The sequence below is a fragment of the Paenibacillus sp. FSL R10-2782 genome (assembly GCF_038592985.1).
Lineage (GTDB): Bacteria > Bacillota > Bacilli > Paenibacillales > Paenibacillaceae > Paenibacillus > Paenibacillus terrae_C.
Genome location: NZ_CP151951.1, coordinates 4,800,547 through 4,821,844, shown reverse-complemented (window position 1 = coordinate 4,821,844; position 21,298 = coordinate 4,800,547). Strand labels below are relative to the sequence as shown.

At 47.2% G+C, this 21,298-nt stretch carries 22 protein-coding genes and 1 rRNA gene; all 23 read left to right on the top strand.

The window, feature by feature from the left end; translation table 11 throughout:
• The first annotated feature begins 4 nt into the window (after positions 1 to 4).
• Positions 5 to 121, top strand: a 5S ribosomal RNA gene (gene rrf / locus NST83_RS22270).
• A 164-nt stretch (positions 122 to 285) separates the two neighbouring features.
• Positions 286 to 1,473: a GNAT family N-acetyltransferase gene (locus NST83_RS22265; protein ID WP_342415685.1), complete on the top strand. Its 1,188-nt coding sequence runs from the start codon at positions 286 to 288 to the stop codon at positions 1,471 to 1,473.
• Between the two features lie 568 nt (positions 1,474 to 2,041).
• On the top strand, positions 2,042 to 2,506 hold the full coding sequence (locus NST83_RS22260; protein WP_137060441.1) for a CtsR family transcriptional regulator: 465 nt from the start codon (positions 2,042 to 2,044) through the stop codon (positions 2,504 to 2,506).
• A 63-nt stretch (positions 2,507 to 2,569) separates the two neighbouring features.
• Entirely contained in the window at positions 2,570 to 3,094 is a 525-nt protein-coding gene (locus NST83_RS22255) for a UvrB/UvrC motif-containing protein (protein ID WP_342415684.1), read from the top strand.
• 29 nt (positions 3,095 to 3,123) lie between these two features.
• Positions 3,124 to 4,188, top strand: a complete 1,065-nt coding sequence (locus NST83_RS22250; protein WP_137060439.1) for a protein arginine kinase — start codon at positions 3,124 to 3,126, stop codon at positions 4,186 to 4,188.
• Positions 4,189 to 4,232: 44 nt separating this feature from the next.
• Positions 4,233 to 6,677 (top strand): ATP-dependent protease ATP-binding subunit ClpC, encoded by a 2,445-nt coding sequence (clpC, locus tag NST83_RS22245; protein ID WP_137060438.1) that lies wholly within the window; start codon positions 4,233 to 4,235, stop codon positions 6,675 to 6,677.
• 301 nt (positions 6,678 to 6,978) lie between these two features.
• Positions 6,979 to 8,352, top strand: coding sequence for a DNA repair protein RadA (radA, locus tag NST83_RS22240; protein ID WP_137060437.1), 1,374 nt, complete (start codon positions 6,979 to 6,981; stop codon positions 8,350 to 8,352).
• 12 nt (positions 8,353 to 8,364) lie between these two features.
• Complete coding sequence (gene disA, locus NST83_RS22235) at positions 8,365 to 9,441, top strand: DNA integrity scanning diadenylate cyclase DisA (RefSeq protein WP_137060436.1); 1,077 nt, start codon at positions 8,365 to 8,367, stop codon at positions 9,439 to 9,441.
• Between the two features lie 54 nt (positions 9,442 to 9,495).
• Positions 9,496 to 10,242 (top strand): CDP-diacylglycerol--serine O-phosphatidyltransferase, encoded by a 747-nt coding sequence (pssA, locus tag NST83_RS22230; RefSeq protein ID WP_137060435.1) that lies wholly within the window; start codon positions 9,496 to 9,498, stop codon positions 10,240 to 10,242.
• A 191-nt stretch (positions 10,243 to 10,433) separates the two neighbouring features.
• Positions 10,434 to 11,519, top strand: a complete 1,086-nt coding sequence (locus NST83_RS22225; protein ID WP_342415683.1) for a PIN/TRAM domain-containing protein — start codon at positions 10,434 to 10,436, stop codon at positions 11,517 to 11,519.
• Between the two features lie 70 nt (positions 11,520 to 11,589).
• The gene (gene ispD / locus NST83_RS22220; RefSeq protein WP_342415682.1) at positions 11,590 to 12,288 is read left to right on the top strand and encodes a 2-C-methyl-D-erythritol 4-phosphate cytidylyltransferase; all 699 of its coding nucleotides are present in this window, start codon (positions 11,590 to 11,592) and stop codon (positions 12,286 to 12,288) included.
• Complete coding sequence (gene ispF / locus NST83_RS22215; protein ID WP_342415681.1) at positions 12,285 to 12,776, top strand: 2-C-methyl-D-erythritol 2,4-cyclodiphosphate synthase; 492 nt, start codon at positions 12,285 to 12,287, stop codon at positions 12,774 to 12,776. Before ispD ends, ispF begins: the two co-directional genes overlap by 4 nt.
• A 24-nt stretch (positions 12,777 to 12,800) precedes the next feature.
• Complete coding sequence (gene gltX, locus NST83_RS22210) at positions 12,801 to 14,261, top strand: glutamate--tRNA ligase (RefSeq protein WP_342415680.1); 1,461 nt, start codon at positions 12,801 to 12,803, stop codon at positions 14,259 to 14,261.
• A 485-nt stretch (positions 14,262 to 14,746) separates the two neighbouring features.
• On the top strand, positions 14,747 to 15,427 hold the full coding sequence (cysE, locus tag NST83_RS22205) for a serine O-acetyltransferase (protein ID WP_342415679.1): 681 nt from the start codon (positions 14,747 to 14,749) through the stop codon (positions 15,425 to 15,427).
• A 24-nt stretch (positions 15,428 to 15,451) separates the two neighbouring features.
• Positions 15,452 to 16,855 carry a cysteine--tRNA ligase gene (gene cysS / locus NST83_RS22200; protein WP_137060429.1) on the top strand — a complete coding sequence of 468 codons (1,404 nt, stop codon included), beginning with the start codon at positions 15,452 to 15,454 and terminating at the stop codon, positions 16,853 to 16,855.
• A complete protein-coding gene (locus NST83_RS22195) occupies positions 16,852 to 17,310 on the top strand; it encodes a ribonuclease III domain-containing protein (protein ID WP_342415678.1) in 459 nt (152 codons plus the stop codon). Before cysS ends, NST83_RS22195 begins: the two co-directional genes overlap by 4 nt.
• A gap of 58 nt (positions 17,311 to 17,368) precedes the next feature.
• Entirely contained in the window at positions 17,369 to 18,115 is a 747-nt protein-coding gene (rlmB, locus tag NST83_RS22190; RefSeq protein ID WP_342415677.1) for a 23S rRNA (guanosine(2251)-2'-O)-methyltransferase RlmB, read from the top strand.
• A gap of 4 nt (positions 18,116 to 18,119) precedes the next feature.
• On the top strand, positions 18,120 to 18,641 hold the full coding sequence (locus tag NST83_RS22185; protein ID WP_342415676.1) for an NYN domain-containing protein: 522 nt from the start codon (positions 18,120 to 18,122) through the stop codon (positions 18,639 to 18,641).
• Between the two features lie 177 nt (positions 18,642 to 18,818).
• Complete coding sequence (gene sigH / locus NST83_RS22180) at positions 18,819 to 19,463, top strand: RNA polymerase sporulation sigma factor SigH (protein WP_014278325.1); 645 nt, start codon at positions 18,819 to 18,821, stop codon at positions 19,461 to 19,463.
• A gap of 333 nt (positions 19,464 to 19,796) precedes the next feature.
• The gene (gene rpmG, locus NST83_RS22175; RefSeq protein ID WP_023990562.1) at positions 19,797 to 19,946 is read left to right on the top strand and encodes a 50S ribosomal protein L33; all 150 of its coding nucleotides are present in this window, start codon (positions 19,797 to 19,799) and stop codon (positions 19,944 to 19,946) included.
• 20 nt (positions 19,947 to 19,966) lie between these two features.
• Positions 19,967 to 20,158: a preprotein translocase subunit SecE gene (secE, locus tag NST83_RS22170; RefSeq protein ID WP_013312170.1), complete on the top strand. Its 192-nt coding sequence runs from the start codon at positions 19,967 to 19,969 to the stop codon at positions 20,156 to 20,158.
• Between the two features lie 22 nt (positions 20,159 to 20,180).
• A complete protein-coding gene (nusG, locus tag NST83_RS22165) occupies positions 20,181 to 20,714 on the top strand; it encodes a transcription termination/antitermination protein NusG (protein WP_014278324.1) in 534 nt (177 codons plus the stop codon).
• A 73-nt stretch (positions 20,715 to 20,787) separates the two neighbouring features.
• The gene (rplK, locus tag NST83_RS22160; protein WP_014278323.1) at positions 20,788 to 21,213 is read left to right on the top strand and encodes a 50S ribosomal protein L11; all 426 of its coding nucleotides are present in this window, start codon (positions 20,788 to 20,790) and stop codon (positions 21,211 to 21,213) included.
• The last annotated feature ends 85 nt before the right edge of the window (positions 21,214 to 21,298 follow it).

Here is a 21,298-nt window from a genome sequence, read left to right as displayed (position 1 = left end):
CATGTTTGGTGGCGATAGCGGAGGGGTTCCACACGTACCCATCCCGAACACGACCGTTAAGCCCTCCAGCGCCGATGGTACTTGGACCGCAGGGTCCTGGGAGAGTAGGACGTCGCCAAGCAAAAGGAAGAAGGACCATGATCTCCTTGAGATTGTGGTTCTTTTTTTATACATTTTTACTATAACCATCTGTTCCTAAGGTTGACAGAGAACCAAGGCTTTGCGACACTCTAAAGGTGTGATCTTTTTGTGGAAGTCCAAGTATACGAGCGAGGTGACGAACTTATGGAAATCAGGCAATTACAACGTGAGGAATTTGAAGCTGCTATTGAGTTGTCTCAATATGCTTTTCAGTTTACAATGTCCCCGGAGGATCTGGAGAAATCCAAAAAGAAATTCAAACCAGAACAAACTTGGGGGATATTCGACGGAAATGACTTGAATGCGAAGCTGACTTTGCTACCGTTACAGGTATACATACAGGGTCGGGTTTTTGACATGGGGGGCATTGCTGGTGTGGCAACTTGGCCGGAAAAGCGGCGCGGCGGTCTGGTTTCACGTCTTTTGACACATACACTTGCAGAGATGAAGACCGCGGGACAGAGCCTTTCTTTTCTACATCCTTTCTCCTTTGCCTTCTATCGTAAATTTGGGTGGGAAACGTATATTGAATACAAAAAGTATATTATTCCGATCGATAAATTCCCTGCCAAGCTTAAAACCGAAGGTACAGTCAAACGGGATGTAAAAGATATTTCTGAGCTGAACCAAGTATATCAAGCATATGCTTCGCGTTATAATGGTACGCTGGTACGAGATAAGGAATGGTGGCAAGAGCGGACATTAAATAAGAACTACCGGACCGCAGTGTATTACTCTGAAGCAGGCGATCCTCAGGGATATGCACTCTACAAAATTGAAGATAAGCAGCTGAATTGCGACGAACTGGTATATATTAATGAGACGGCACGGCGGGCGTTGTGGACGTATTTTGCCAATCATGATTCGATGATAACCCAGGGTAAATTCATTTACATTCCGGCTGATGATAATCTGCCATATCTACTGGATGATCCGAGAATTCAGCAGGAAATAGTGCCTTATTTTATGGGCCGTATTGTAGATGCTGATGCTTTTGTGGAGAAATACCCTTTTAAGGCCATTGGAGAGGAAATACGTTTGACCTTACATCTGACAGATCGTTATGCTCCATGGAATGAAGGAATATGGACATTGACGGTCAACGCGGAAGGGCAGGGACATTTGGACAGAGTAGATTCAAGCAGTTCTTTCGAGGGCGCTATAGAAGCTGACTTGAGTCTGGGAATCCAGTCGCTGACGGCCCTGATGCTTGGCTTTCAGCGGCCTATTGATCTGTATAAGTGGAGTCGTATTACAGGGCGCAGCGAGTCTGTATCTGCATTAGAACGAGTAATACCGGTAACACAAACATTTTTGCTGGATTTTTTCTAATTGTAACGCTCTTAAATGCTCTTGAGTCTTTACTTTTTAGGGAATATAGCTTAAATACCTTTTATAAGGTGTGGATGATTTTAACGATATTTTTCAGAACTCTTTCCGTAAAGGGAAGAGTTTTTCTTATATTGTATAAAACATAATTAGATTGCGAAAAATGATATTGACCCCTTGGCAAAAATATATTTTGTGCTATAATGTGAATATAGTCAAAGAAAGTCAAAGTCAATGGAGCCTGTAATGCTTCATTAGAATGGTGTGAATTCGCTGAGTTTTTAGCCGTATATAATACATTGACACCAACACAGCATGCAAAGACAGACCTGATCTGTAGTTAAACGTCACTGTAATCTCATGAGGATGAGGGAAGGTGTATGATTTATTAGGATTAAAGGTCACACTAGAAACTAAACGGGATGTTTTTAAGTGAGGTAAGAGAGCTGATTAGCCTCCATACAGGCTTAGATTCGTGATTTTACCGTTTGGTTAAGTTCAATATATGGCGGACTCTGTGGAGCGTGAAATGTACTGAATATTTGCGTTTCCGTTAGTGGAGGATGATGAAATGCGCAATGTTTCCGATATTATTGAACAATATTTGAAGAGCATATTGCTGGAGAGTCCCAAAGGTTTAGTGGAAATTCAGCGTAATGATTTGGCTGACCGCTTTTCCTGCGTGCCGTCGCAAATTAATTATGTAATCAGTACCCGTTTTACGCTGGAAAAAGGCTATGTGGTGGAAAGTAAGCGCGGTGGTGGGGGTTACATTCGCATTCAGCGAATTCAACTGCCCGCACAGCATGCGATCCATACCCATCTCCATCAAAGCATTGGAGAGGAAATTAGCCAATCGGCAGCAGAAGGTCTGATTTATCAGCTGGAAGAAGCACATTTTTTAAGCAAAAGGGAAGCTAGTTTAATGAAGGCCGCTTTATCAAGGGACACATTATTGCTGAAACTTCCCTATCGTGACCAGTTGCGGGCAAGGCTGCTTAAAGCTATGCTGATTTCGTTGCTGGTGGCCAGATAGCGTGTGATTCAAGATTTAGATGTAGGGATTTTCAAAAATCTTGACGCTGAAGGAGGTGCTTTTATGCTGTGCCAAGAATGTAATAAACGGCCGGCAACTTTGCATTTCACCAAAATCGTGAATGGCGAAAAGACAGAGTTTCATATTTGTGAGACGTGTGCGAAGGAAAAAGGGGAGATGATCCCTGGAACACCTAACGGCTTTTCGATTCATAGCTTGTTGTCGGGGATGCTGGATTTTGACTCCAGCACAAAGAGCCAGACTCCAGGCCACAGTGGTTCGCAAAACCTGCAATGCAAGGATTGCGGCATGACCTATGCACAGTTCAGTAAGCTGGGGCGCTTTGGGTGCCCGTCGTGCTATCAATATTTTGACAGCCGTCTGGACCCGCTGTTCAAGCGTGTGCATGGCAGCACGAGCCATGTGGGCAAGGTTCCGGTTCGCACCGGAGGCCGATTGAAGGTTAAACGGCAAATTGATGATCTGAAAAAAGAGATGCAACAGCATATTGTACAGGAAGAATTTGAATCAGCCGCTGAGCTTAGGGATCAAATCAGAAAGCTTGAAAAAGAAATGACTGAAGAGTAAAGTTTGTGAAGAGTAGGAGGGGATGCGTAATGCCCAATATCCGGTTTACGGAAAAGCCGCTAAGTGATTGGATGCGTGGTGATGCTGCGGATTCGGAGATTGTCATTAGCAGTCGGGTAAGAATTGCGCGTAACTTGCAGCATCTGCCTTTTCCCATGCTTGCTACCAACCAGCAGTCGGAAGAAGCACTTCAACGCTTGACGGATATCCTTCAGTATGATGATTTAGGACGCTTTGGTACCTTTCATACCCTGAAAATATCCGAGTTGGATGAGATCGACAAGCAGGTGCTGGTTGAGAAGCATTTGATTAGCCCTAATTTGGCGAACGAATCTCGTAACGGTGCTGTTTTGATTAGCGATGATGAATCGGTTAGTGTTATGATAAACGAAGAGGATCATCTGCGTATCCAGTGCTTATATCCGGGATGTCAGGTTAGAGAAGCTTGGGAACGTGCTATGGTTATTGATGATGCATTTGAGGCGCATGTCGATTATGCATTTGATGATCGTAGAGGCTTTCTGACCAGTTGTCCGACGAATGTCGGCACAGGGATGAGAGCTTCGGTGATGATGCATCTGCCCGCATTGGTCATGACTCATCAGATTAACCGCATTTTGTCTGCTGTTTCACAGGTAGGTCTTACCGTTCGCGGTATTTATGGTGAAGGCAGTGAAGCAGTCGGCAATCTGTTTCAGGTATCCAATCAAATTACACTGGGACAGACCGAGGCGGAAATTATCGAAAATCTGCATGGCGTAGTGCTGCAAATTATAGAGCATGAACGTTCCGCCAGGGAACGGCTGATGAATGAGTCCATGCTGCGGATTACAGATCGGGTGATGCGTTCATTCGGTATTTTGTCATATGCAGCGGTACTGGAATCTAAGGAAGCCGCACAGCGGTTGTCCGATGTACGTCTTGGCGTAGACTTGGGGATTTTGGAGCGTCCATCCACGGCAACGATGAATGAGCTGAATGTGATGACGCAGCCCGGATTTCTGCAAAAAAGCTTTGGTGATAAAATGAATACCGGTGAGCGCGATATGTACCGGGCGAAGCTGATCCGGCAAAAATTAGGCACAACCCTTTAATATAGAGAATGATCTGAAATACACACTGTGGAGGTGCAGGATATATGATGTTTGGAAGATTTACGGAACGCGCACAAAAAGTGCTTGCCTTGGCTCAGGAAGAAGCTGTTCGATTGGGACACAACAACATTGGCACGGAGCACATTTTGCTCGGCCTCATTCGTGAAGGTGAAGGAATTGCAGCGAAAGCCTTGATTGGTTTAGGGCTGGGACTGGAAAAAATTCAGGATGAAGTGGAAACGCTGATTGGACGCGGTCAAGAACAACCGACGAACATTGCCTATACTCCACGCGCCAAAAAGGTCATCGAGCTGTCTATGGATGAAGCTCGTAAGCTGGGCCATACTTATGTAGGTACGGAGCATATTTTGCTTGGTCTTATCCGTGAAGGCGAAGGTGTAGCAGCTCGTGTACTGAATAACTTGGGTATCAGCCTGAATAAAGCACGTCAGCAAGTGCTTCAATTGCTCGGCAGCAGCGAGGCTGTTTCCAGCCATCATGGTGCTCCAGCTAATGTCAGCACACCAACGCTGGACAGCTTGGCACGTGATTTGACGGCATCTGCGAAGGAGAACAACCTGGACCCTGTCATTGGGCGTAGTAAGGAAATTGAACGTGTAATTCAGGTGCTCAGTCGCCGTACAAAGAACAATCCGGTTCTGATCGGTGAGCCAGGGGTAGGTAAAACAGCAATTGCCGAAGGATTGGCGCAAAAAATTATTGCCAATGAGATTCCCGAAACATTGCGCGACAAGCGTGTAATGACACTGGATATGGGCTCTGTAGTAGCAGGCACCAAATATCGTGGTGAATTTGAGGATCGTTTGAAAAAGATTATGGACGAGATTCGTCAAGCAGGAAACATCGTATTGTTCATTGATGAGCTGCATACGCTGATTGGTGCTGGTGGAGCTGAAGGTGCCATTGATGCCTCCAACATTTTAAAGCCTGCTCTGGCACGTGGCGAGCTGCAATGCATCGGTGCGACAACGCTGGACGAATACCGCAAATATATTGAGAAGGATGCTGCTTTGGAACGTCGCTTCCAGCCGATTACGGTAGATCAGCCTTCTCCAGAAGAAGCTATTCAAATTCTGTACGGCCTGCGTGACCGTTATGAAGCGCATCACCGTGTGAAAATTACGGATGAAGCCATTGAAGCGGCAGTAAAATTGTCAGATCGTTATATCACCGACCGCTTCCTGCCGGATAAAGCAATTGACCTTATTGATGAAGCAGGTTCCAAGGTAAGGCTGAATTCCTATACGGTACCGCCAAACTTGAAACAGCTGGAAAACCGTCTGGAAGATATTCGTAAGGAAAAGGATTCGGCTGTACAAAGCCAAGAGTTCGAAAAGGCGGCTGCATTGCGTGATACAGAGCAGAAAATTCGTGAAGAGCTGGATGTTACGAAAAACCAATGGAAAGAGCAACAGGGACGTACAGATTCCGAAGTAACACCGGAGGATATTGCTCAGGTCGTTGCGATTTGGACAGGTGTTCCAGTTAGCAAGCTGAAAGAGGAAGAAACGCATCGCTTGTTGAACATGGAAGAATTGCTGCATGAGCGGGTAATTGGGCAGGATGAAGCAGTTAAGGCAGTTAGTCGGGCTATTCGCCGGGCACGTGCCGGACTGAAAGATCCGAAACGTCCAATCGGCTCCTTTATTTTCCTCGGTCCAACCGGGGTTGGTAAAACTGAGCTGGCACGCGCGTTGGCTGAATCCATGTTCGGAGATGAAAATGCGGTTATCCGAATCGATATGTCCGAATACATGGAGAAGCATTCCACGTCCCGCCTGGTAGGAGCGCCTCCAGGATATGTTGGATATGAAGAAGGCGGCCAATTGACTGAGAAGGTACGTCGTAAACCTTACTCCGTCGTACTGCTGGATGAGATTGAAAAAGCACATCCAGAAGTATTCAACATTCTTCTGCAAGTGCTGGAAGATGGACGTCTGACGGATTCCAAAGGCCGTGTTGTCGATTTCCGCAACACACTCATCATCCTGACATCCAATGTGGGTGCACAGGCGATCAAACGCAACTCCACGCTCGGCTTTACAGCTGTTGTGGACGCTGGTGCGGATTATGATAACATGAAGGGCAAAGTGATGGATGAACTGAAGAAAAGCTTCCGTCCCGAGTTCTTGAACCGGATTGATGAAATTATCGTTTTCCATTCTCTCGAAGAAAAACACATCGCCGAAATCGTGTCCCTCATGTCCGAAGAGCTGCGTAAGCGTCTGAATGAGTACGAGGTGGACTTTGAGTTGACAGACAAGGCTAAGGCATTCCTTGCGAAGGAAGGCTTTGATCCGGCGTATGGTGCGCGTCCACTACGTCGTGCAATCCAGAAGCATATCGAGGACCGTCTGTCTGAGGAGTTGCTGTCGGGTAATATCACTAAAGGTGATTCTCTCTTTATTGATGAAGAGAACGGTGCGTTGACCGTTACAAAAAAGGATAACGTATCCGCGAAGTCCTGAGCAGGCAATAAAAGTTAACGATAATCAATCGGCTTTTGCCCAAAAGGATAGAGGTACGATAGGTTAGCACAATAAAAGAAGTACGAAAGGGTGTCTCGCAGGCTGAAAAGCTGTGGCGAGGGCACCCTTTTTGTGTATAAAGCTCTGTGGAGCGGTCGGATAAGAGCTTTGGAAAAGTTTGTGATATCGCTTTACGTCCGCCAAGCTTCAATGGTAAACTTTTATTGTTACAGCTCTTTCCGGCTGTATGAAGATAAATCCGACATTGATAGTTGTCAAATAAGGAGCCAAGGAACAAAGTATGGCTAAAGTGAAAACTAAATTTTCCTGTACAGAGTGCGGTTATGAATCGCCCAAATGGTATGGAAAATGTCCCGGATGCCAGGCATGGAATTCCATGGTGGAGGAAACGGAAAGCGTTGTAAAAACTCAAGGAATGGGTTCTTCCCTTCTTACTCATAGCACAAAAGATAAGCCACTCCCTATTATTGAGGTGGAGAGTGGCAAAGAAGCACGAATTTTGACGGGAATTGGCGAATTGAATCGCGTGCTCGGGGGAGGCGTGGTGCCGGGTTCACTGGTTCTGGTGGGCGGTGATCCAGGGATTGGGAAATCTACGCTTATGCTACAGACATCGAATGAGCTGGCCTTAACCGGTCTGAGGGTGCTGTATGTGTCAGGTGAGGAATCGGTCCGCCAGACGAAGCTGCGTGCAGACCGCCTTGGTGCCTTGTCCCCCAACCTATACGTATTATGTGAGACGAATTTGGAGACGATTGAAGAAGCGGTGGACAGCCTGAAACCGGAGTTTCTGGTGATTGATTCTATCCAGACCGTATATTTGCCTGAGGTGACGAGTGCGCCGGGGAGTGTAGCACAGGTGCGGGAATGTACTTCACGTTTTATGCGGATTGCCAAGGGACTAGGTATTGCAACGGTGCTGGTAGGACATGTGACCAAGGAAGGGGCCATTGCAGGCCCGCGTCTGTTGGAACATATGGTCGATTGCGTGCTTTATTTTGAAGGAGAGCGTCATCATACGTATCGGCTATTGCGTGCAGTTAAGAACCGCTTTGGTTCTACGAATGAAATTGGTATTTTTGAAATGGCTGAAAGCGGCTTGCGTGAGGTGTCGAATCCTTCGGAGCTGTTTCTGTCCGAACGACCGCTGGGGGTGGCTGGTTCGACTGTCGTTGCCAGTATGGAAGGAACCCGACCTGTATTGGTTGAGCTGCAAGCGCTGATTGCGACCACGCATTTTCCTTCTCCACGCCGAATGGGTACAGGGGTTGACCATCATCGAATGGGATTGATTATAGCCGTGTTGGAAAAGCGGATGGGCATGTTTTTGCAAAATCAGGATGCGTATCTAAATGTAGCTGGAGGCGTAAAACTGGATGAACCAGCGGTGGACCTGGCAATAGCGGTGAGTATTGCTTCCAGTTTTCGAGATGCGCCTACCAAGCCGTATGATGTGATTTTTGGCGAGGTAGGGCTGACGGGGGAGGTGCGTGCTGTATCCAGAGCGGAGCAGCGTGTGCGGGAAGCAGAGAAGCTGGGTTTTAAACGGGTGATTATGCCGGAAAAGAGCCTGAAGGGCTGGACGCATCCGAAAGGGATACAGATTGTAGGAGTAGGAACGGTGGCAGATGCATTGGCAGCCGCATTAGATTAGGGGGCAATGAGAATGAAAGAAGCGAGCCAACTGGATAAAATGAATGATTTGCTGCGGCTTGTGGCACCGGGAACTCCCTTTCGCGACGGACTGGAAAACGTGTTGCGCGCCAAAACGGGCGCTCTTCTGGTCGTTGGCTATAGCCCGGAGGTAATGGAGGTCGTGGACGGCGGCTTCTCGATTAACTGTGATTTTTCGCCGAACTATTTGTATGAACTTGCCAAGATGGACGGCGCAATCATACTGAGTGAGGATTTGAAACGGATTTTATACGCAAATACGCAACTGATTCCTGACTCTTCCATCTCCTCGATTGAAACGGGTATTCGTCACCGGACAGCGGAGCGGGTTGCCAAGCAAACTGGCAAGTTAGTCGTGTCGATTTCTCAGCGGCGTAATATTATTACGTTGTACCAGGGAACGCTGCGATATGCGCTCAAGGAAATCGGGGTTATTTTAACGAAAGCTAATCAGGCCATTCAGACGCTGGAAAAGTATAGATCCGTGCTGGGGCAAGCCTCAACGAATTTAACTGCATCTGAATTTGAAGAGTTGGTGACCATGCCTGAAGTTGTAAATGTTATCCAACGGATCGAAATGGTGCTGCGCATCAAAATGGAAATTAAACGATTTATCAACGAGCTGGGGAATGAGGGCCGTTTGATTAGCATGCAGATGGATGAGCTTGTCAGTAATATTGAGGAAGAGGCTTGGCTGCTGTATAAGGATTATGCCAAAGACGATAGCGATGAGAAAATCCGTGGCATTATATTGGGTCTCAAGCGTTCCACGGACGATGAGCTGCTGGATGCAAATCATATTGTGCGTTTGCTGGGTTACCCGTCTTCGGCTGCGACATCAGAGGAATATATCGTGGCGCGCGGTTATCGGGTGTTGAACAAAATACCGCGTCTACCGAATGTGATTATTCATAATCTGGTAGAGCGTTTTGGACGTTTTCCGCAAGTCATGACAGCGACGATTGAAGAACTGGATGAAGTGGATGGCATTGGAGAAGTCCGTGCACGCACCATTAAAGAGGGACTCAAACGATTGCAGGAACAAGTTTTCATTGACAGGCAAATGTAAATGTAATACAGTGAAAGGATTATAATGGAACAATTCATACATTGAGGTGAAGAGATGATTACCAAATCAATTCCGAACATGTTTACCTTGGGTAACTTGTTTCTCGGAATGATCGCCATTTTATTGGCCGTAGACGGAAAATACAGTCTTGCCGCTATTATGGTTATTGTCGCCATGCTGTTGGACGGACTGGATGGACGAGTGGCCCGGGCGCTAAATGCCCAGAGCGAATTCGGTAAAGAACTGGACTCCTTATCAGATATGATATCTTTTGGTGTAGCTCCCGCAGTTATTATGTACATGGTTGCTTTTCATGATGCTAATTCGGCTTTGGCCTGGACGGTTACGGCTATTTTTCCGATGTGCGGAGCGTTACGTTTGGCTCGTTTTAATGTACGTCCCGGTGTACCGGGTTATTTTACAGGCTTGCCGATTCCGGCAGCAGGTGGTGTGTTAGCCACTTTGTCCTTATTCCATAACGATATTTCTCTGTTATACATGTCGATTGCGATGCTGCTTGTCTCTTATTTGATGGTCAGCTCGATGAAATATCCGAACTTAAAAAAGGTGGGCCTTCCGAAGAAAGCGATCTGGATCGCTCCATGGGTTGTAATTGCTGCCGTTGTACTGGCGGTTAAATTTCCGGATCAATTATCGAAGCTGATTTTCGTACCGTTGGTGCTGTATGCATTGTATGGCATGAAACTCAATATCCGTAAGCTGTCACGTAGACGTGGGCGCGGTCGGGGACGTTCCACTCAGGAAGAACAGGATGATCAATATCGTCATTCACAGCATTAGTATTAAGCGAGAAATCAATTAAGCATTTATTTCCTTGGACCACTTCAGGGAGATAGGTGCTTTTTTTATGCATAAAAATCAAATACATAGGGTTAGTTGGGTGAAAATTGGATCATACTGGTAAGAGAAGTGATGTATATCCAATAATTACAGGGTGTATGAAAAGAAAACAAAGGAGGTATAGACACTCGATGTGGAGAAAGGCTATTTTAACTTTTACAGGTTTGTGCGGAGCGTGGTTCGGCTATACGTTATACCATCGGGTAGGAGGCATCGTATCATGGTTGCCCCATTGGTTAAGTGATGGTTCTTTGCCGGGAATGGCTGTTTGGATGATTGTGGGAGCTGTGTTGTTTATGGCTGGATGCTCGCTCGCTGGAACAGCTGTGGCCAATCGGTTACAGCAGGGGATTGAAGGTTTGGTACGGATTCCGATGAACGAGATGATGGCAGGTGCGATTGGACTAGCGGTGGGCTTGATCCTTTCCTTAGCAGTTTATCCGCTCTTGTCATGGCTGGGAGCACCAGGTCAACTGATTCAAACGGCTGTTACCATCGTATGCGGATATGTGGGCTTGATGGTCGGACTGGAAAAGCGGGACGAGCTGTCCTCATTTTGGAGTTCGGGATTTTTTGGTCGAGGTACGGGTGTGGAAGAACGCAAGCTGGAGGAACATAAAATTTTGGACACCAGCGTGATTATAGACGGACGTATTGCAGATATTTGCAAGACGGGTTTTATTGAAGGAACGATTGTTATTCCCGAATTTGTGCTGGAGGAGCTTCAGCATATTGCAGATTCGTCGGATTTGCTCAAGCGTAACCGTGGGCGGCGTGGTCTGGATATTTTGAACAAGATTCAAAAAGAGCTGGATGTAAATGTATTGATTTACGAAGGCGATTTTGAGGAGATTTCAGAGGTTGACAGCAAATTGGTCAAACTGGCAAAGGTGCTACAAGGTAAGGTGGTAACGAACGATTTTAACCTGAATAAGGTATGCGAGCTTCAAGGTGTATCGGTGCTGAATATTAATGACTTGGCAAATGCAGTGAAGCCTGTAGTGCTGCCCGGTGAGGAAATTATGGTGCAGATTATCAAAGACGGCAAGGAGCATGGGCAAGGTGTGGCTTATCTGGACGATGGTACAATGATCGTTGTGGAAGGCGGTCGTGACTACATCGGTTCTCTGATGGAGGTGCTGGTTACGAGTGTACTTCAGACCTCTGCGGGCCGTATGATTTTTGCCAAACCGAAATTATTGGAAAAAGCTCAATAAACGCTGTATGATGAAGTAGATGTGTAATCATACGGATCGTCCAAGAGCGATCAAGGCAGGAGTCATTTCAATGAACAATCGGGTAGGAGTCGTCATTGTGGCGGCTGGGCGCGGCTCCCGTATGGGAACGCCGGAAAGTAAGCAATTTTTGCTTTTGCGGGACAAGCCCATCTTCATACATACACTTGAGATATTCGCAGCCATGCCCGAAGTGGATGAAATGGTGATGGTGACGGGGGCAGAAGATGTCGAGCGCTGTCAAGAATGGATTCGTCAATACCGAATCGGCAAGAACGTACAGGTAGTGCCTGGAGGCAGTGAACGTCAGCATTCGGTATATCGCGGTCTGAGCCACCTGCAAGCAGATTGGGTGATGGTGCATGATGGTGTACGCCCACTCATTCAGCCTGAGCTTGTACGTTCATGTCTGGAGACAGCTATGCGTACCGGTGCTTCTGTAGCGGCGGTGCCTGTAAAGGATACAGTCAAGCAAGTGAACGGGGATGGTATCATTACGGCAACGCCGGATCGCCGAAGTCTGTGGAGCATTCAAACGCCACAGACTTTTCGTCTTTCCGATCTTCTGCGGGCCTACGAGGAAGCGGAGCAGGCAGGATTTTTGGGGACAGATGATTCGATGCTGGTCGAGCGATTAGGAATTCCAGTTACTGTCGTTCAGGGCAGCTACAAAAATATCAAAATTACCACGCCTGAGGACTTGGATATGGCGGAGTTATGGGTAAAGACAGAGGGAGAGGATATCAGATGATCAGAGTGGGACAAGGGTTTGACGTTCACCAGTTGGTGGAAGGAAGGCCGTGCATTATCGGAAGCGTGAATATTCCTTATGAAAAGGGATTGCTGGGTCATTCCGATGCTGACGTGCTGTTGCATGCGGTTAGCGACGCCATTCTGGGCGCGCTCGGTCTAGGGGACATCGGGAAGCACTTTCCGGATAATGATCCGGAATTCAAGGATGCCGACAGTCTCAAGCTGCTGGAGCATGTATGGAGTTTGGCCAAAGAGCGGGGATATCGCTTGGGGAATATTGATTCTACGATTATTGCACAAAAGCCCAAAATGGCATCTTACATCCCGCAGATGAATGAAGTTATCGCTCGTGTGCTGGAAGCGGAGGAGCTATCCCAGGTAAACGTCAAGGCGACTACGACAGAGCAGCTCGGCTTTGCCGGGCGAGGTGAAGGGATTGCTGCTCAATCGGTTGTCTGTCTTGTTAAGGGTATGCTATCATCTTGAGAACTAAGATTTGGAGGAGATTTTATGAGCACGGAAGTTCGTGTACGTTATGCCCCAAGCCCAACAGGGCATCTGCATATTGGAAATGCCAGAACGGCATTATTTAATTATTTGTATGCTCGGAACCAAGGTGGCAAGTTTATTATCCGTATTGAAGATACAGATGTGAAACGTAACATTGCAGGCGGGGAAGAAAGCCAGCTTAAATATTTGAAATGGTTGGGTATGGATTGGGATGAAAGCGTGGATGTCGGGGGAGAGTATGGACCTTACCGTCAGACCGAGCGCCTGGATATATACAAAACGTATTGGCAGGATCTGCTGGATCGTGGCTTGGCTTACCGCTGCTACTGCACCGAAGAAGAGCTGGAACGCGAACGTGAAGAACAGACGGAACGAGGGGAGACACCACGCTACTCCGGGAAGCACCGTGATCTGACGGAGAAACAGTGTCAGGCATTTGAAGCGGAGGGGCGTGTGCCAAGTATCCGTTTCCGCGTACCGGAAGATCGTGAATATACGTTTAATGATATGGTCAAAGGCCAAATCACGTTCAATTCGAAGGAAAGTGGCGATTTTGTTATCGTCAAAAAAGACGGTATTCCGACATATAACTTTGCAGTGGCAGTGGACGATCACTTGATGAAAATATCGCATGTGCTGCGGGGCGAGGATCATGTCTCCAATACACCGCGACAATTGATGATCTTTGAAGCGCTTGGCTGGGAGCCTCCCATCTTTGGTCATATGACATTGATCGTGGGCGATGATCACAAAAAGCTTAGCAAACGCAACGAGTCCATTATTCAGTTCATGGAGCAGTACGACAAATTAGGCTACTTACCAGAAGCTATATTCAATTTTATTGCGCTGCTGGGTTGGTCCCCGGAAGGCGAAGAAGAAATTTATGACCGGGAACAATTGATTTCGATTTTCGATCCCAACCGTTTGTCCAAAAGCCCGGCTGTTTTTGATACGAACAAGCTTGCTTACCTGAACAATCACTATATTAAAAAGGCTGATCCTGAGCGAATTGCCAGCATGGCGATTCCTCATTTGCAGACAGCGGGACTTTTGCCGGCTAAATTATCTGCGGAGCAGCAGGACTGGGCCAAGGCTCTTGTTCGCTTGTATCAGGAACAAATGAACTCTGCGTCCGACATTGTGGCTTTGTCTGAATTGTTTTTCCGTTCGCATCTGGAGCTTGATACGGAAGCTGCGGCTGTGCTGGCTGAAGAGCAGGTTCCTGAGGTGCTTAAAGCCTTTGCTGGCAAGGTGGAAGCGAGTGAGGAATTTACGGCTCCACAAATGGCCAAGCTGATCAAGGAAGTTCAAAAGGAAACTGGCTTTAAGGGGAAACAGCTGTTTATGCCGATTCGTGTGGCCCTTACAGGCCAAACTCATGGACGCGATTTGAACGAAACGATCTTTTTGCTTGGACGTGACAAGGTGCTGGACCGTCTCAGAGCACAAATTAAAGGCTGATATTTCTTGTCAATTTGTTGTCTTTTCGCTATAATGACTCCATTGATACGGATTGATATTTACGTGTAAAGGCTGAGAACAGGAGAAGTACACTGCATAAGGGCATTTGCCAGAGAGGATGGCCGAGGGGGACCCCCCGGGGCTGGAAGCCGTCCAGATGACCTGCGGAGGAAATGCACCTGGGAGCCGTGCGCCCGAACCTTAATTAGCGTCGACTGCTGATATAGCAAGGGTGTGCCGAATCGTTCTCGTTACCGGACGCCAAAGACGGGCTTGTCTGCTTATATGCAGCAGGTATGCTCGAAGCAGAGTGGGACCACGTTCATGCGTCTCTGCAGCTTAGGCTGCGGAGGCGCTTTTTCATTTTTATCGGACTCAAGCTCGTTATAGGTGAAAATGTCGAAGTGTGTTGACGAATGCGAAAATTGGCGAAACATGGAGTTATGTGGAGATATAGCAAGGAAATGGGGGAATAGGAGGGCGACATGTTCAGACATATCAAATCCGACATTCAGACTGTTTTGGATAATGACCCGGCCGCCCGGAGCAAGCTGGAGGTTATTTTTACGTATTCCGGCGTTCATGCCCTTTGGGCACACCGAGTCGCACATTGGTTTTATCTGCGAAACTGGTGTACTATTGCCCGTGTTATATCTCAGGTATCGCGGTTTATGACAGGGATTGAAATCCATCCCGGCGCACGTATTGGGGATCGGCTGTTCATTGACCATGGCATGGGAGTTGTCATTGGGGAAACCTGCGAGATTGGTGATGATGTCGTATTATACCAGGGGGTCACTCTTGGAGGGACAGGGAAAGAGAAGGGGAAGCGCCATCCTACCATTGGGAATAATGTTGTTATAGGCTCCGGCGCCAAGATATTGGGCTCTTTTACAATTGGGGCGCAGTCCAACATTGGTTCCAACTCGGTTGTGCTTAAAGAGGTTCCCCCAAACAGTACGGTGGTGGGGATCCCGGGTCGAGTGGTCAGACAGGACGGCAGACGTCCAGACCGACTTAGTCACCAGCTACCTGATCCGGTTGTGGATTCTTTGCGGGAGCTTCAATTGGAAATAGAACGATTACGCGCAGAATTGTCTGATTTGAAGGATGAGCGATCTACTCAGAAACATCAGGTGACTCAAGAGAATAAATTACAAGGATAATCTTCATGAGGGAGGAACATAACGATGCCGCTTCAAATTTATAATACAATGACGAGGAGCCGAGAGCCTTTTGTGCCACTGGAGTCTGGAAAGGTTAAAATGTATGTATGCGGACCTACCGTCTATGATTACATTCATATTGGTAATGCACGACCTGTAATTGTGTTTGACGTGGTGCGCAGCTACCTGGAGTATTTGGGTTATGATGTGAACTATGTGGTGAATTTTACGGATGTTGATGATAAGCTGATTCGCAAAGCTCGGGAACTTGATATGGATGTTTCGGCAGTTGCTGAGAAATTTATTGCAGCCTACCATGAGGATCTGACAGGATTGAATGTTCCTGCCGCCAGCATGAATCCGCGTGTAACCGAGAGCATGGATCTGATTATTGATTTTATTAAGGAACTGGTAGATAAAGGTTATGCTTATGAGAATGATGGCGATGTGTTCTATCGGACGAAAAAATTCACATGCTACGGTCAGCTGTCGGGTCAGAATCTGGAGGAGCTTCAATTCGGGATTCGCATTAATGTGGATGAACGTAAGGAAAATGCCGAGGATTTTGTACTCTGGAAGGCTGCCAAGCCAGGAGAAATTTATTGGTCAAGTCCTTGGGGCAACGGACGCCCGGGCTGGCACATCGAATGCTCTGCCATGGCCCGCCACTATCTGGGGGATACGCTGGATATTCACGGGGGCGGACAGGATTTGCAATTCCCGCATCACGAATGCGAATGTGCACAATCCGAGGTGATTACGGGTAAGCCATTGGCCCGTTACTGGATGCATAACGGATATATTCGCATTGACAATGAAAAAATGTCGAAATCACTCGGTAATGGTATTTTGGTTAAAGATCTGCGTGCCCGTCACAAACCCGAGGCTTTACGTTATTTTATGCTGTCGACGCATTACCGAAATCCGTTGAACTACAATCATGAGACGATGAGTCAGGCGGAGAACAGCGTCGAACGGATTGCCAATGCAGTTACCAACGTGAATCATCGTTTAGCCAATGCGCTGGAAAGCAACGGGGAAGTGGCGGTGGAGCTGCAAGCCAAGCTTGACGGAATTTTGCAGCAGTTTGGCGAAAAAATGGATGATGATTTCAATACACCTGACGCGATTACTGCTGTGTTTGACTGGGTTAGCGAAGCGAATCATCTGTTGCAGCGCGATGTCGTAAATCAGGCGGAATTGAAGACTGTATTGCATACTTTTCATGCGATGAACAACGTACTCCGTATTTATGCGGAACCGAGGGAAGAATTGTTGGATGATGAAATTGAACATTTGATTGCGGAACGTGTCGAAGCTCGTAAAACCAAAAACTGGGGTAGAGCCGACGAAATTCGCGATCTGCTAGCTGCTAAAGGCATTGTGCTTGAGGATACGGCACAGGGTATGCGGTGGCGGCGAAAATGAGTGATAAGCCACTGAACATGGGGGGGGCGGAGGATGCGGGAAACTGGTTCCCGTATCCTGCGTCTAAGCCAGCCCGCCTGATGCCGCCGATTGCACTGGCTTACATTGGCGATGCCGTGTATGAGGTCGCAGTGCGGCAATATTTGCTGGCGCAGCCCAATCTGCGCCCGAACCATTTACATCGGCGAGCCACAGGGCTGGTCTCTGCCAAGGCGCAGAGCCGTATGCTCGTGCTGCTGGAGACGGTGCTGACGGAGGAAGAACGTGGTATTGTCCGACAAGGCAGAAATGCCAAGTCAGGAAGCCTTCCCAAAAACGCTGATGTACTTGAGTACCGTCACGCGACTGCGCTGGAGGCATTGATCGGCTTTCTCTATAGCGATGGACGGTTGAATAGATTGAGAGAATTGATAACTTATGGTATTGCACAAATGGAAAATACAGAAAAATCTTAATTGGGAACGAGCGGACCAAATGCGCTAAGCATCCGCCGTTTCCTGGGAGGAAATAGAAATGGAAGAAGAATGGATTGCCGGTAAGCATTCGGTAACGGAGGCGCTTCGCTCAGGCAGAACGATAAATAAAATATGGATTGCGGATAATGCACAAAAGCACCTGACATTGCCTATTACAGCTGAAGCAAAAAAAGCGGGGATCATTGTTTTACAGGTGGACAAGCGTAAGCTTGACCAAATGGTTCCGGGAATACAGCATCAGGGAGTGGTAGCACAGGCTGCACCTTTTGCCTACGTTGAAGTGGAAGAACTGCTCGCAACTGCCCGTAGTAAGGGAGAAGAGCCGTTTTTGATCCTATTGGATGAGATTGAAGATCCGCATAATCTAGGGTCTATCCTTCGGACAGCGGACTGCACAGGGGCACATGGCGTAATCGTGCCGAAAAGACGTTCGGCGGCAGTAACTGTAACGGTGTCTAAAACATCAGCGGGGGCGGTTGAATATGTTCCGGTGGCGCGTGTGAACAATTTGGGGCAAACCATCGACCGTCTCAAAGAGGAAGGCGTATGGGTAGTTGGCACAGATGTGACAGCTACGGACCCGGTTTTTGGAAATGGTGTATTCACAGGGCCAGTAGCCATCGTCATTGGTAATGAAAATAAAGGGATGGGGCGTTTGATCCGCGAGAAATGTGACGTACTCGTTAAGCTGCCGATGGCTGGGCAAATCAATTCCCTGAATGCTTCTGTAGCCGCAGGTGTCGTGATGTACGAAGTGTTGCGCGGACGACAGGCACGGGGCTAATGATATGGCTGACACGCGGGATGTTCTGCTTGTGGACGGTTACAACATGATTGGAGCCTGGCCCGAACTTTCCGCACTGGTACAATCTGGGATGCAGGAAGCGAGGGACAGACTGCTTGAACGACTCGCGGATCATCAGGCGTATTCCGGCAGAAGAGTCATTGTCGTTTTTGATGCTTACCGGGTGCCAGGATTGGGTAAAACGTATGCCCAGAGTAAAGTCCAGATTTATTTTACAAAAGAAAAAGAGACCGCTGACGAGTGCATTGAGCGATTGGTTCGGGAGCTAGGCAGCCGGAGAAGAAGCATTTATGTAGCGACAAGTGATCAGGTGGAGCAACATGTTGCTTTTGGGCAAGGAGCGCTCAGGGTGTCAGCGCGTGAACTTCTGATCGAGATTGAGGAATCTGAAAAGGAAGTGAAAAAGCGGATAGAGCAGGATAGCGCTAAGTTGTCCCGCAATTCGCTGGAAGCCAAGCTGAGCCCGGAACTTCGAAAGCTGTTTGAGCGCTGGAGAAGAGAATAGTCTAGAGAAAGAAAATCCATTAATTGGATACTTCCCCATTTTGAAACCATTGACAATTTTGTTAGCTCTCTTCTTTTTTAGGCTGTTGTGGTTGACGGTATCAGGTTACATCGCGTATACTTGTCGTATATTTGAGAGAGTAACGGGTACCTTGCGTTGCAGCCGGAGGGATTGTTAGTGAGTGTGGACCTCAAGGATATCATGTTGTCAAAGTTTGATTACAAAAATGATGAAGACATTGTCGGAGCAGTCCATGAAGGTGATGGGGAGGCACTGGAGTTTCTGATTAATAAATATCGGAACTTCGTGCGGGCCAAGGCCAGATCCTACTTCCTGATCGGCGCTGATCGCGAGGATATTATTCAGGAGGGCATGATTGGTCTCTACAAATCTATTCGTGATTTTAAGGGAGACAAGTTTGCTTCGTTCAAGGGCTTTGCCGAGCTGTGCATTACAAGACAGATCATTACGGCAATCAAGACGGCCACACGACAAAAGCATATTCCTCTGAATTCCTACGTATCTCTGGACAAGCCCATTTACGATGAAGAGTCTGATCGGACGTTACTGGACGTGATTTGCGGAACACAGGTAAGTGATCCTGAAGAGCTGATTATCAATCAGGAAGAGTTTGTGGGCCTTGAGGACAAGATGTCCGAGATTCTGAGCGAGCTGGAACGGAAGGTGCTTATGTTGTATCTGGACGGACGTTCATATCAGGAAATTGCCGAGGACCTTGACCGCCACGTGAAATCTATTGATAATGCGCTGCAACGGGTCAAGCGCAAACTTGAAAAGTATTTGGAAGTAAGGGATAGCTGAAAGTAGAGGCTGGCAGGGAAAAGGCTCGAGTTTGAGTCTTTTTTTATTCGTTAAGGGCAGGATATGCAGGTTTATATGTGTTAAGAATGATTTATACTGAAAAAGATAAATAATAGATATCGCATGGATCTTGGAGAGGTTTTTCAGAGATGATTTTTAAAGGATGAACAGATGTTAAAATGCACCACAGCCGGGACTGCAAAATGTATGCAAACATTCGTTGACATGCAAAACCGCGTGTGATAAAGTGTTTTAGGTAGGCCTAAATTCGCGGTTTTTTTTAGGATCAATTATGAGACTTCCGGTGTTGGATGTCTTCGGGAGGTGCACATCATGCGGGTAATTATTACTTTGGCTTGTACAACATGCAAACAAAGAAATTACACAACGACGAAAAACAAGCGTAATCACCCCGACCGCATGGAGATGAAGAAATTCTGTAAGTCCTGTAACGAACAGACTTCTCATCGGGAAACCAGATAGTTTTTGGAGGTGTAGTCGGCGTGAAACGCAGTTTCAAGTCTCTGTTTTCCTTTTTCTCTGAAAGCTGGGCTGAACTCAAGAAGGTTCGCTGGCCCAATCGTAAAGAACTGACCAACTATACGCTGATTGTCATTGGGACGATTGCGTTTGTCACGATTTATTTTTGGGTTCTCGATATCGGCATTTCCGCTGTGATCGAAGCGATTATCTAGGAAGGGTTCCAGGTGGCTTGATATGGAAAAAAGATGGTACGTCGTTCATACCTATTCAGGGTATGAGAACAAAGTCAAAGCCAATTTGGAGAAACGCGTTGAGTCCATGGGCATGGAGGACAAGATTTTCCGCGTTCTTGTTCCAATGGAAGAAGAACTGGTAACCAAGGACGGTAAGAAAAAGACCGTTATGCGTAAAGTTTACCCTGGTTATGTCTTGGTCGAAATGGTTCAAACCGACGACTCTTGGTACGTTGTGCGCAACACACCAGGTGTTACGGGATTTGTAGGATCAACAGGCTCGGGTTCCAAACCGACAGCTTTGCTTCCAGAAGAAGTTGAACAGATTCTGAAGCATATGGGCATGGTAGAGCCGAAACCGAAGATCGAATTCGATGTTAAGGAATCCGTGCGAATTAAAGTTGGTCCTTTTGCGAATTTTGTGGGCTCCGTGGAAGAAATTTTGGTTGAGAAGAGCAAGCTTAAGGTTCACGTTAACATGTTTGGACGGGAAACCCCGCTTGAGTTGGATTATACTCAGGTGGAGAAAATATAGATTTTTCTTACAGGTTTCTTGTGGGAGGATCATTAGGTCCGTCTACCACTATTGAGTCAAGGAGGTGTCATCCGTGGCAAAAAAGGTAATCAAAATGGTAAAACTGCAGATCCCTGCAGGTAAAGCTAATCCAGCGCCTCCAGTAGGTCCGGCTTTGGGTCAAGCAGGTGTCAACATCATGGCATTCTGTAAAGAGTTCAATGCTCGTACTGCTGATCAAGCAGGCCTGATCATCCCGGTTGAAATTTCGGTGTTTGAAGATCGTTCTTTTACGTTCATCACCAAAACTCCACCGGCTGCTGTGCTGTTGAAAGTTGCTGCTAAAATCGAAAAAGGTTCCGGTGAACCGAACAAAACGAAAGTTGCAACTGTAAATCGCGCTACCGTTCGTCAAATTGCTGAGCAAAAAATGCCTGACCTTAACGCAGCTTCCGTAGAATCGGCAATGCGTATGGTTGAAGGTACTGCTCGCAGCATGGGTATCACCATCGTAGACTAATTTTTATTAGTCTTCGTGTGCCGACAGTTTGACTGTCCGGTAAGTGTGGGAGGAATATCCGCTAATACCACATAAGGAGGAAAAG